Origin of the sequence: Pedobacter alluvionis, assembly GCF_003664035.1 — a bacterium.
In the GTDB taxonomy this organism is placed as follows: domain Bacteria; phylum Bacteroidota; class Bacteroidia; order Sphingobacteriales; family Sphingobacteriaceae; genus Pedobacter; species Pedobacter alluvionis.
In genome coordinates, this window is the sequence record NZ_RCCK01000011.1 from 236,664 (window position 1) to 249,714 (window position 13,051).

8 protein-coding genes are annotated in these 13,051 nt (G+C 40.2%); 1 reads left to right on the forward strand and 7 read right to left on the reverse strand.

All coding sequences use genetic code 11. The features are described from left to right. Nucleotides 1–493: 493 nt before the first annotated feature. The 7 genes from BCL90_RS08780 to BCL90_RS08810 all read right to left on the reverse strand — a co-directional run bounded on the left by BCL90_RS08780 (nucleotide 494) and on the right by BCL90_RS08810 (nucleotide 12,049). Nucleotides 494–1,045 carry a DUF4142 domain-containing protein gene (locus BCL90_RS08780; protein ID WP_121283654.1) on the reverse strand — a complete coding sequence of 184 codons (552 nt, stop codon included), beginning with the start codon at nucleotides 1,043–1,045 and terminating at the stop codon, nucleotides 494–496. A 279-nt stretch (nucleotides 1,046–1,324) separates the two neighbouring features. Next, nucleotides 1,325–2,482, reverse strand: coding sequence for a zinc-dependent alcohol dehydrogenase (locus BCL90_RS08785; protein WP_121283655.1), 1,158 nt, complete (start codon nucleotides 2,480–2,482; stop codon nucleotides 1,325–1,327). A gap of 256 nt (nucleotides 2,483–2,738) precedes the next feature. After that, a complete protein-coding gene (gene treY / locus BCL90_RS08790) occupies nucleotides 2,739–6,791 on the reverse strand; it encodes a malto-oligosyltrehalose synthase (protein WP_121283656.1) in 4,053 nt (1,350 codons plus the stop codon). After that, nucleotides 6,784–8,643 carry a malto-oligosyltrehalose trehalohydrolase gene (gene treZ / locus BCL90_RS08795; RefSeq protein WP_121283657.1) on the reverse strand — a complete coding sequence of 620 codons (1,860 nt, stop codon included), beginning with the start codon at nucleotides 8,641–8,643 and terminating at the stop codon, nucleotides 6,784–6,786. The genes treY and treZ overlap by 8 nt, the downstream gene beginning before the upstream one ends. A gap of 194 nt (nucleotides 8,644–8,837) precedes the next feature. Beyond that, nucleotides 8,838–9,029 carry a hypothetical protein gene (locus BCL90_RS08800; protein ID WP_121283658.1) on the reverse strand — a complete coding sequence of 64 codons (192 nt, stop codon included), beginning with the start codon at nucleotides 9,027–9,029 and terminating at the stop codon, nucleotides 8,838–8,840. A 259-nt stretch (nucleotides 9,030–9,288) separates the two neighbouring features. Beyond that, nucleotides 9,289–11,481, reverse strand: coding sequence for a catalase (locus BCL90_RS08805; RefSeq protein ID WP_121284569.1), 2,193 nt, complete (start codon nucleotides 11,479–11,481; stop codon nucleotides 9,289–9,291). Nucleotides 11,482–11,494: 13 nt separating this feature from the next. Next, nucleotides 11,495–12,049 carry a YciE/YciF ferroxidase family protein gene (locus tag BCL90_RS08810; RefSeq protein WP_121283659.1) on the reverse strand — a complete coding sequence of 185 codons (555 nt, stop codon included), beginning with the start codon at nucleotides 12,047–12,049 and terminating at the stop codon, nucleotides 11,495–11,497. Nucleotides 12,050–12,400: 351 nt separating this feature from the next. Here BCL90_RS08810 and BCL90_RS08815 point away from each other — a divergent pair, with 351 nt between their 5' ends. Next, entirely contained in the window at nucleotides 12,401–12,958 is a 558-nt protein-coding gene (locus BCL90_RS08815; RefSeq protein WP_121283660.1) for a YciE/YciF ferroxidase family protein, read from the forward strand. Nucleotides 12,959–13,051 lie beyond the last annotated feature (93 nt).

Genomic DNA, 13,051 nt, shown 5'->3' on the forward strand with positions numbered 1-13,051 from the left:
TATAAGTAATATTCAAATCACTAAATAATAGGCCTAGACATTGCTTACTTTCAAGGCTGCAAATATATAATTATTAATTTAGATGCCATTTAAAATTGATAATTTATTTAGAAAAGCGCTATTTTAATGACATTTACCTTATTCTAAGAAGAATCTTATACCATTTTTATATTTGACCGAATTTCCCTCAAATACTAAGTCACATAACCAAAAGATTCTTTTTAAATTTCCATAAAGAATTTAAATGTTTGAAACAATTTCGCAGTTATATGAACCCATCAATATAAAAAAGACAATCCCAATCAATGCATCCTAAATTTAAGTGAACTTACAGGGCTTATAAATAGTAGAAACCAAATAGCCAATAACATCATTTAAGATATTTTTTTAAGGCAAAATTTAACCGATTTCATTTAAACAATTGGTCATAAATTCAATTTTTGATCAATCTCTGCCTCGTTGCCTATTACAGTTCAATGAGTAACTATCCAATCTAATGGAGTGCCTGAACCTCTGAGAGGTTCCCGGTGAGCACCGGAAGTTTTTGTCTGGCCCACTCCCTTAATGCAGGATCTTTTGCCCCTTCTGAAGAAATCGCATTTACGTGAAATCCGATAAGCTGCTGATCCGATTCAACAGTTAGCCGAACCAGTTCCTTCTTAAAGCTATCTCCTGTCAGTTTTTTTAATTCTAAAAGCCTTTCACGGTTTTGATCACTGATAGCAATGGAATAATCAGATCCAGTTATTCCTAACAGTAAATTCAACTCCAGAATGTATTTTTTTAAAAGCTCTACCCTCTTTTTTGCAAGTGCAGGAAAACGCGGATCAGCTGTTACTTTCAAAAGTTCCACATTCAGAAGCTCCTGATAGTTGTGCTCAGGCACAGCCACTTCATAGAAGTCTTCCGATGTGACCATATATGCTCCTGTATCTTCCTTATGACAGGATGTACACAACAACCAGCAAAAAACAAATCCATACCCTATCGGCTTGAAGTGTCGCGAAAAAAAAAGATGGGTACAAAAAGCAAGTCGAATCTCCATGGTTCTCTATTTGTTCGAAAAGCCTTTTTATTAGCTGATTTGCAGTATACTGAGAAGAGCAGTTAACAACAGCAGCAGAATAAAAAAGGAATGGTTTAAAAGAGGATAAAAAATGAGGCTGTATCATAAATTGTAATTCAATCTAATTTGTCATATTGAGCCTGTCAAAACGCCTTGTAAGTCACCTAAAACAGGTCCTTTCACTTCGACTACGCTCAGTACAAGTTCACTCAGGGTAATAATTCTATTTTATGATACAGCTTCAGGTTTCATTATAAATTAGGGCTTTAGAACGACCTTAACGCAGTCTTCTTCCTTCTCATCAAAAATTTTATAGCCACGTGCGGCATCTTCAAGGGGAAGTGTATGGGTTATAATATCATCCAGCACTACTTTACCCTCATCTACAAGCCCGATCAGCTTATCAATATAGTTGAGTACCGGTGCCTGCCCCTGCTTAATGGTAATACCTTTATCGAATATCCTAAAAAGCGGAAAATTATCATAAGGAGATCCATAAACGCCCATAATAGATACGGTTCCCATCCTTCGGACAGCCTCAAAACACATCTCAAGGACTTTGATTGATCCTTTTTCAAAATTTATCGTTGCCTTAACCTTATCTATAAAGCTGCGTTCAGGTTCAAAGCCAACTGCATCAACACATACATCGGCTCCCCGTCCACCAGTCATTTCCCTGATGGCTGCTACAACATCAACTTTATGTGGATTGAGGATGTCGACATTGTTTACAGCTTTTGCCTTTTCCAATCTGTAGTCAAGCGGATCGATCGCAATTACCCGGCTCGCTCCATTAATCCACGCTGCTTTCTGGGCCATTAAACCCACAGGCCCTGATCCAAAAATGGCCACCACCTCTCCTCCTTTAAGCTGTGCCCAGTCAATAGCCGACCAGCCTGTAGGAAAAATATCGGTCAGAAAAAGTGCCTGCTCATCACTTAAATGTGCCGGAACAATCCGCGGACTAATATCTGCATAAGGTACCCGTACATATTGTGCCTGGCCGCCCGAATATCCGCCATACAGATCGGTATAGCCAAATAATGCGCCGCCTTTTTGGCTCATCAGATCCCCATTAGGGCCATAGTTTTTAAAATTCGAATTTTCGCATGCCGGAGATGCCTCATGTGTACAAAAAAAACATTTACCGCAAGAAATGGGAAAAGGAACCACTACACGGTCGCCCCGCTTAAGATTGGTAATGGAAGCACCAACTTCTTCTACAATCCCCATAAATTCATGCCCCATAACCAACGGTTCTTTTTGTGGAACTGCACCGCTTAAGATGTGGAGATCGGAACCGCAAATGGCAGTTGAGGTGACTTTCAGAATTACATCCCTTGGATCCAGAATTTCCGGATCGGGAACATTGTCTACCCGGATATCGCCAGGTTTGTGAAATACTGCTGCTTTCATAGTATTGATTTTAAGATATTGATGTTTAAACCTTGGTAAATCACCGGTGGTGTTAAATAATCAACAATGAAAAATCAGCTATGGTTTAGGTAATTTTCATTTTTAAAAACATTCAATCTGGTTTAATAAATCACCCTCACCATGCTTATTCTGGTTTGATTGGCTATAAGTAACAAATTAAATAGTAGTTACTAAGAATGCTTTTACGCAATAAATTGATCACACTAACTGAATGGATCAACTTTTTCTGAAGCTTTTAGCGCCCATAAAGTTCGGCTTCTGCTTTCAGCCAGTCTATGGTTTTCTTATCTATAAATTGCTTATTTGCCCTCCAGGTCCAATTCCCTGTTGCCTTACCAGGTATATTCATCCTCGCAGTTTCGTCTAATTGCAGAATATCCTGCATGGGGATAATGGCAATTTTGGCAATTGAAGCATAACAGAGCCTGATCAGGATGACATTGATATTTTTTTCATTAACCGCTGCACCTACATACTTCGAAAGCCGTTTTCTAAGGTTTGCATCTGTTTCATTTTTAAACCAGCCCAGGGTTGTATTATTATCATGCGTTCCGGTATAAACAATAAAATTTGCCGAATCGAATAGATGTGGAATATGCACCGATCCGGCTAAATCGTCGCCAAAAGCAAATTGCAATACTTTCATGCCCGGCAATCGAAACTGTCTTCTCAACTGTTCCACATCCGCTGAAATTTCACCGAGGTCTTCGGCAATAAAAGGGAGTTTGCCCAATTTCCTTTCCATTGTTTTAAAAAATATGGCACCAGCTCCAGGCTTCCATGTACCATCTACGGCATCTTCATTACTGGCCTTAACCTGCCAATAATTAGAAAAGGCCCTAAAATGATCTAAACGGAGGAGATTGTACAACTGTTGGTTTTTCTTTAACCGGTTTTCCCACCATTTAAAATCATCCGCTTTCATCTTTTCCCAGTTGTATATCGGCATGCCCCAGAGTTGCCCTTTTTCATTAAAATAATCAGGAGGAACCGCAGCAACCTCCGTTCTGTTTCCGTTTTTATCCAGTAGAAAATTTTCACGCTGCGCCCATATTTCAACGGAATCATAATCGAGGTAAAATGGGAGATCCCCAATCAGGCCTATGCCTTTCGCATTTGCATATTCTTTTAACCTGTACCATTGGTGATAAAAAACAAACTGGTTCCATTTTATTTCTTCAATTTCAGACTGATTGCTTTTTTCAAATTCAATGATGGTTTCGGCATCCTTTAATTTAAATTTTTCTGGCCAGTTAAACCATTCTTTACCCTTAAAATATTGCTTTATGCAAGTATAAAGCGAAAAATCAGCTAACCAACTTTGCTCATTTTCGCAAAACAGATTAAATTTATTTACCAGGCTTTCGTCACCACTAATTTTAAACGATTGATAGGCCTTATTTAAAATTCGCTGTTTCATTTCTTCTACTTTTTCGAAATCTACAGGCCCTTCTTCTGGTAACATACAGGCATTGAGATCGCTTTCGCTTAAAAGCGATTGTTCAAATAAGCATTCAGGACTGATCAGCATCATATTTCCGGCCATGGAAGAGTTGCTGGAATAGGGCGAATACCCAGTTTCTTTTTTAGTTGGATTAATCGGTAAAACCTGCCAGTATCGCTGACGTGATGCAGCAAGAAAATCTACAAAATTATAGGCGCCGGGGCCTAAATCGCCAATGCCAAAACGGGATGGCAAAGCACTGATGTGCATAAGTACACCAGCAGAACGCGGATTATTATCTGGAATTAACTTAATTACCGCCAACTGAATGTGGTTAAACAATTGGCTGATCAGGATACCTTCGTTTAGGGGATCTTTGTACTCTTTTTTCCCCGTCAGCAGGTTTTGCCACCCAAGAGGTGCCTCATTTGGCAACAATACCTGGGTATCTTTCCAATCAAAATTATCAGCTGCTACATTTTGATTTTTACAGCATTTAGCAAAACCCAAAGGAACGACGGTAATTAGCCATTGTTGTTTATATTGCCTTGCAAAAGCACAAATATGCTGGCTATATTTACCCTGAACCTGCAAAGGAAGGTAGGCTCCACGTTCAAAAACTTCGGCCTCAGATTTTCTGATCTTTAGCAAAGTTTTAGTTAGCCACATTTTAATCTTTCCCGAAAACCTGTCTTCCCAAAGCTTTTTAAAATTAGCAGGCACATCAAATGCTGCCATCAGATCCGTCCTATCCTCATAATTAACGGGCCTTCTGTTATCGGGGTCAACAAGACTTAAATCCCATAATTCAGTTCCCTGATAGATATCCGGAATGCCCGGACAAGTGAATTTCAGGGCAAGCTGGGCTAAACTATTGATGACTGCAAAATCGGAGATGTGTTTTAAAAAATTTCTGATTAAACTATTGCTCTCCTGCTTTTCAGTTAAAATAGCCTGCGAAAATTTGGTGAGTTTTTCCTCGTAATTTTCATCTGGATTTGCCCAGTCTGATCGCTTTTTCGATTCCCGTAACGCTTTTACAATAAACTGTGCCAAACGGTTTTCGATTTCATGATCATCATCTTCACGAAAGGGCAAAGCGCCAATAATGGTCTGCAGGACTAAATAAACATCATTATCATGTAATAGCTTAAAAGACGCATGCTGTTTTTTTAAGGATTCGAAAGTTTTTTTTAGTTGCTGCACCAATTGAGACCACTCATCAGGAAGATCGCTAAGGACATTTAATCTTGCCCTAACATCTTCCCCTTTTTTGGTATCGTGGGTGGAACTTCCATTGATGCTAAATGGCCAGTCTTGTTGGCGTTTATGCATTTCATTATGAAATTCAGGCACTGCCATTCCAAAAGCATCAGGCGCATCGCCTACTTCGGCATGGCCTATAAAACGGTTATAGGTAAACATGGCAGTATCCTCTACCCCTTTGGCCATTAGCGGACCTGTAAACTGCATACAACGCTGAAAAAAATGACTCAACTTTTTGTTGTAGGAGGCGTTTGCCTGCTTTGGAGTTTCAAGAAAGACTTTGTTCAAGAATTCTCCTGCTTTAGCCAGCTTTTTATGATGGAGAATGGGTGTAAGCAGTTCTTGAATATGAAGCGCTTGGGCCTCCGTAAGTGGGAAGCGATAGTTATAATACCGGTACACAGGCATGGCGATAAGCATTTCAGCAAGCGCCCTTTTAAGATCAGCTTGCTTAACGATCGAAAAATCTGCCAGTTGAAGTGCCAAAAAGAGTTCAAACAAATTATCAAGTTCGCCCTGCATGTGCTTAAACAAGATGTTACTTTTCTTTTCGTAAATCAGACTGGATGGATCGAGTTTTTTACCCGTTACTTCCTGATAAAGTTTATTAAAGGGCTTTTCTGCTTCTTTATTTGTAAAAAGGTTGTTTACCATTGCCAAAAAATCGTAGCCGGTACTTCCCTGCACTTTCCAGTTTTTAGGTAATTCTTCACCGTTTTCGAGGATTTTTTCTACAACGATATAAATGTCTTTGCCTACAGCTTTTCTAAGCCGTTGCAAATATTCCTTAGGATCAGATAAGCCATCAACATGATCAATCCGCAAACCCTGGAAAATGCCTTTATCAATCAATTCAAAAATGTAACGGTGATAAAGATCGAATGTTTCCTGATGTTGCATATTGAGGCAGACCAGAGCGTTGACAGTAAAAAACCTGCGGTAGTTAATATTATAATCGGTTTCCTGCCAGTTGCACAAGCGATAATGCTGACTTTGGGCGATCCTTGTTAAAGCAGTAGGATCGGTATTTATTTTATTAAGGTTCTGTTTTGAAATGGTACTGGCTGTTTCCGCATTTACCGGCCAATTGGAATCGCCGTAACTTAAGTAGTATTTGCCTTTAATCTCGAGTACCTTTAATTTCTGCTCTGCAATTGCTACTTCAAGATCCTCACCTAAAAAAGGAACCATCAAACGTCCATCTCCTTTTTGCAGATCAATATCAAAAAAATGTACAAAATCAGATTCATTTCCTTTTTCCAGTATATCCATTAACCACATATTATCTGGATGAAAAGCCATATGGTTGGGAACAATATCCTGGAGCCAGCTGATGCCAGCAGCTTTTAACTTTTTAGAAACTTTAATCAATTCGGCCTCGGTACCGATCTTTGGATTTATCTTCAGGGGATTTACCACGTCATAACCGTGTGTGCTTCCGGGCATAGCCTCAAAAATTGGTGAAGCGTATATTGTGCCGATCCCCAGCTCTATCAGATAAGGAATGATCTGATCCAGAGATTTGAGGTTAAAATTTTTATGAAACTGGATCCGATAGGTAGAAGTTGGTTTATACATCTGTTTTGTAAAGAATAAGAATTGATTCGGAAAATAAAGTAATCTGGCCTTCAGCAGATATATTGTTTGATTCCTGGCTTGGACCGTTCCACTTTATTAAAGCAGAATCTAACAGCACCGGGGCATGTTGAAATGCCGGATCAATGGATAGGGTTTGTGTTTGTTTAGAAAAATTGAAAAAGGCAATGATTTCTTCGCTACCTTTCCAGCGTTTTACCACCAGGCAGTTTTTTTCAGAAAAGGCTTCCGCATGTACACTTTTCCGATCCAGGTTAGCGATTACGGTGTGTTGTTTCCGCAATGCGATCAAAGTTTTATAATAACTGAGCATGATCTGGTGGTTTGATTCAGTTATTTTTTCCCAGTCGAGTTTAGAACGTTCGAAAGTAGAGACTGCCTGGGGGTCAGGTGTATCTCCATTATTGTGGAAAGCTGCAAATTCTGACTTTCTTCCTTTCCTTACTGCCTCTACCAGCTCCTCATCACTATGGCTCACAAAAAACTGGAAAGGATTGGTTTCTGCCCATTCTTCGCCCATAAATATTAGGGGTAAAAACGGACTGCAAAAGACTGCCGCAGCCATCACCTTTAACATTTCAAAACTAACCAGGGTACTACTTCTTTCGCCCAGCATACGGTTACCCACCTGATCGTGGTTTTGTGAAAAAACAACAAATTTAGCACCTGAAGCCTGTTGTACAGGCATTCCAAATTTGCACTGCCGATGTGTAGAATACTGTCCGGTGTACACATAAGCATCCCGATAGGATTTGGCGAGATCTATTACGCCATTAAAATCTGAATAATATCCGTCTTTTGTCTGCCCGGCACAAACCCGGAGTGCATGATGAAACTCATCGACCCACTGGGCATCCATTCCATAGCCATATTGGCTTTGATGCCGGATATAACATTCATCATTTAAATCAAGTTCAACGATCAATCGGTATGCCCTGCCTGTAAATTGAGAAAGTTTTTCGGTATGCGTTTTAATCTCCGCCAGAATATGAACGGTGCTGAAATCTTTAATTGCATGTACCGCATCCAATCTAAGGGCATCGATATGAAAATCCCTGAACCACATTAAGGCATTTTCAATAAAGAAATTACGCACCGCATCGCAGCCTGCATCATCAAAATTAATGGCCTTTCCCCAGGGGGTATGGTATTTATCGGTAAAATATTCACCAAAATCGGAAAAGTAGTTCCCTTCAGGTCCTACGTGGTTATAAACAACGTCTAAAATTACGGCCAAACCTTTAGCATGACAGGCATTAACCAAATGCTGTAGGGCCAGTGGTCCGCCATAACTATTTTGCACAGCAAAGGGAAATACGCCATCGTACCCCCAGTTTCTGTTGCCCGAAAATTGTGCAACCGGCATAATCTCTATACCTGTAATGCCAAGCTCAATCAGATAATCGAGTTTAGTTTCAATTGAGGCAAAATCTCCGTCTGGTGTAAAGGTTCCGGTGTGGAGCTCATAGATAACGAGATCATTCAGGTCTACTCCTTTCCAGTCAGCATCCGTCCATTGAAAAGCATTTACATCAAATGCCGTAGAGCACCCTTGAGATCCTTCTTTCTGAAATAAAGAAGCTGGGTCTGCCCGATCAAGTGTTTCTCCACCGGTTAAAGGATTAATTTTAAAGGCATATTGATCATGTGCTCTGAGCTGGTCTGTTTGCAAATGCCAGTAACCATAACCCTCATCAACCAGCGCTAAAGTAAGTTTGTCATTTACTTTTAAAACAGAAACCTGTGCGGCTAACGGCGCCCAAAGCCTGATTTCAGCTTCCCCGTTTTCATTAAAATTTAATCCAATATTTCTCTTTCGTATATCGATTTCCATTAAAGCACTTTAGAAAAAAAACAAAAAACATAAGCCAATAGTTTTGGAGGCAGCAAGCTCATTCCCAAAGTTCAAGAAAACTAAACCATCTAAAACTTCATCTGCAGGTCCAAAGATCTCTCCACTCCGCGTTGCTCCGGTCGATGACGACGAATTTTCCAGGTTAATTAAGCCATTATAAATTAATAGTCTGTTTAGTCAGTATTGCTTTTACCAGTCTGCTCATCAATATCCGAATCAGACTTCGCGGCCTGTTCAGCCAGTTTATCTGCAGCATTATCATCCTGTTGAGTAGTATCGGCATCACTCCCCTCTATCTGCGAAACCGGGATAACCCCTATTTTATCCTCATTCTGCGTTTCGATATCTGTTTTTTTATTTTCCATAGTTTTAAAGTTGTTAAATGATATTAGCGGGCAGATGAATTCTACCCTTATATGTAATATGTTATGTACTTACCCGCAAAGGGTATAAGTACTCTGCAAACGCGCTGCATCATCACGGGACAGGAATAAAATGCCTCGCTATTATAGAACCAGTAAAACCTTTTGCAGTTTGGTTTTATTTTAAAAAAAACAACCAGGCTGAATAATTACCTGGTTGAAATGATGTTTAAATTATATTGTCCTAAAATTAAACGGCATACTATGCCGGAATTTTTCTCGGCACTTCCCGGTCCCAAAATCTGTGCTGGGCAATCATCCTGATAAACAGTTCTACTAAGGAAGAAAGATCGTCTGAAACCATTATCCCTTCACGCAGAACAGTTTCCTGCGAATATTCATCCGGAAGTTTTTTATAGAAATAGGTAGCCTCCAAAACTTGTATTGCTGTTGCATCGGCAGCTATTGCCTTACAATGCTTAAAGGCCTCGTTCAGAAAATGTACCGCATTAGCTTCTGCTTCTAATGTAGCAGAACTGTTCGTTCCTCCCGGAAGATAAACAGCATCGTAAAGTACCGAGGCAGCCGTAAAGAAACTCTCATCTACATTGATCTGCTGATCTTCCTGTGAAAGAATAGCACCTAGTTTTGGCGCTATAATGTGCACAACTGCACCTTGAGCAATAAGCGCATCCTTTACTTGACTGAGCGACTTACCATCTACCCCATCTGCTGCAAGGATGGCTATTTTTCTGGTAGCAATGCTATCCTTAAGCGTTCCAGACATACTTAATGCCTCCGATTTTGCAAGCTCCCCTTCTTTCTGTTCGGGACTATAATCAGCAGGATCAGCATCTGCCGGCACACTGCCATTTAATTCTTCCAAAGGAATAACAGGAACGTGAAGCCCAAGGGCATAAGCTACTGCTGCTGCAAGCCCTTTATCAACATGGTTGAGTAAGCCAAGCATGCGTTCCCTTACCGCAACCGTTTTTACCTTGCCCAGCTCAAAGCTTAAGGCATCTGTAAGGTGGTTTTTTTCGGCATCAGACTGACTGTTAAAAAATAACCTCGCCTGCGAAAAGTGATCGAAAAAACTCCTGCTTCTTGCACGGATCTTCTTCGCATCAATACGTTCGTTATAACTTACAAAACCGCCATCTGCAGCTGTAGCCTGTTGTGGATCATTTGCAGCTATTCCATTAGGACCATAACTGGTCTTCCCGCGGTTTATGGTTTGGCGCATATAGCCGTCGCGCTGGTTATTATTTACAGGCACAACAGGTCTGTTAATCGGAATCTCGTGAAAATTTGGTCCGCCTAGTCTAATCAGTTGCGTATCGGTATAAGAAAACAGCCTTCCCTGTAAAAGCGGGTCGTTGGTAAAATCTATTCCCGGAACAACATGCCCAACATGAAAAGCAACCTGTTCAGTTTCTGCAAAAAAATTATCTGGATTGCGGTTTAAAGTCATTTTACCAATGCGTTGCACCGGAACCAGCTCTTCAGGGATTAATTTAGTTGGGTCTAATAAATCAAAGCCAAACTTAAATTCATCTTCTTCTGCAACAATCTGAACACCAAGTTCCCACTCCGGAAAAGCACCTGCTTCTATCGCATCCCAAAGATCCCTTCTGTGAAAGTCAGGATCCTTTCCAGAAATATTCTGCGCTTCATCCCATGCAACAGAATGTACGCCCAGCAGTGGTTTCCAGTGAAATTTCACAAAACTTGCCACCCCCGATGCATTAACAAAGCGGAAAGTATGTACCCCAAAACCTTCCATCATCCGGTAACTCCTAGGAATGGCCCTATCGCTCATCAGCCACATAATCATGTGGGCAGATTCGGGCATAAAGGAAATGAAATCCCAAAAAGTATCATGTGCTGATGCAGCCTGGGGCATTTCATTGTCTGGCTCGGGTTTTACAGCATGCACTAAATCAGGGAATTTAACTGCATCCTGAATAAAAAATACAGGCATATTGTTACCTACAAGGTCAAAATTACCTTCCTGAGTATAAAACTTTACCGCAAAACCACGAACATCACGGGCAAGATCGGTAGAACCTCTTGATCCTGCTACAGTTGAAAACCTAACAAAAACAGGCGTCTCCACACCCGGATCACAAAGGAAAGCTGCCCTTGTAATGTCAGACATATCCTCATAAACCTTGAATACGCCATGCGCTCCGGAACCCCTGGCATGTACAACACGCTCGGGTATCCGCTCATGGTCGAAATGGGTAATCTTTTCCCGTAATATAAAATCTTCTAACAATGTTGCACCACGATCGCCGGCTTTAAGCGAATTCTGGTCGTCGTTTATTTTGACACCATGATTGGTGGTGAGTTTTTTACCGGTAGAATCTGCAACAAAGACCTCAAGTTTTGCTGTTTTATCATTGTCCTGTTTTATCGGACTGGTATCTTTTACTGTTGTTTTTTTTGCCATTTTTTCCCCTTTCTTAAGCCTCTTCAGCTGCTTTATAGTTAATTTCATTCTGAGCAATATCATTAAGCTTTACATCGGCAAGTTTTTCTTCTGCAAGTGTCTGTTCAAGTAAATCTGCAATTTCTGTTAAACCCAATGTTGTTGCCAATTGGAAAAGCCCGCTGTAAGACGCAATTTCATAATGCTCTACTTTTTGGCTGGCTAATATAATGCCCACATCCCGGGTCGCTGTTCCAGCCTCTGTTTCTTCAATGATACTTTCCCCCTCTTTACTCAATCCTTCCATCGCATCACATTTTTTTGCTATGGGTTTTTCGCCAAGGAGTTCAAATACCTTTTCAAGTCTGGCCACATGCCCTTTAGTTTCAGTGAGATGTGATTCAATTGCGCCTTTGAGCACTGGTGATGTTGCACTAGAAATCATTTTAGGTAAATTCTTAACCAAATGATTCTCAGCCCAATAAAGATCACTTATTCCATCTTTAAAGAGCTCTTTCAAGGCCGGAGAAGCCGCTACCGTATCTTTAGCGCTAAGTTTTGGTTTACTGCCGCTGTCTTGTTTTTTCATGGTATATTTTATGTTTAAGATGTTTCGTCGTTGACCATTATCTATTAGAACCCTATATTTTGCTATTTAGTTTCCGAAATTTATCCGCGTTTTAATACGTGTTTTAATAAAAGATAGCTACCCGCCTAACCTTCACTTCAAAAACTGGGAAATACCTACCGAGCTGATACCGTGAGCTTCATTAAAATTTAGTGATGAGTCCAATTTTAATGAAAAATTTTAGAGGAACTCCGTTGGTCAGAAAGAAATAATAAAAGGTTTTAGTATCGAAAAATACAAACAAGTAAAAAACTCAAAACCTTCCACAATTTTATCCTGTTCTATAATAAAGAACCTATTAAAAATATAATTATGGCAACTACAAAAACACCGGCAAAGAAAACCGCGAAACCTACAGGTAAAACAGGAAAAATTGAGAATTCAGAATTCCATGATTTTTTTGTAGATGAGTTAAAAGATATTTATTGGGCAGAAAAGCATCTTGCTAAAGCATTGCCTAAAATGAAGAAGGCCGCTACAAGTCCGGAACTGGCAGCCGCTTTTGAAAAGCATACCCAGGAAACAGAGCAACATATCAGTACCCTCGAAGAAGTATTTAGTCTTTTAGGAGAAAAAGCGACTGCAAAAAAATGTGATGCCATGGCTGGTTTACTGGAAGAAGCTGACGGAATTATCGCTGATACTGATAAAGGTACCATGATCCGCGATGCAGGGCTTATCCTGGCTGCTCAAAAAGTTGAGCATTATGAAATTGCAACCTACGGAACTTTAAGGGTATTTGCTGAGAATATTGGCCACAACGATGTAGCTGAACTCCTTACGCAAACGCTCGAAAATGAAAAGGCAACAGATGTAGCCCTGACGGAAATAGCGGTTAATGCAGTCAATGCGGAAGCGGTAACAGAATAAAAAAAAGGCTCTTCGGAGCTTTTTTTTTGTACTTTATTCAAATCAATAACAAAGAAATACAGCATTCAAAATGCTGTTCAAAATAGCCGATTG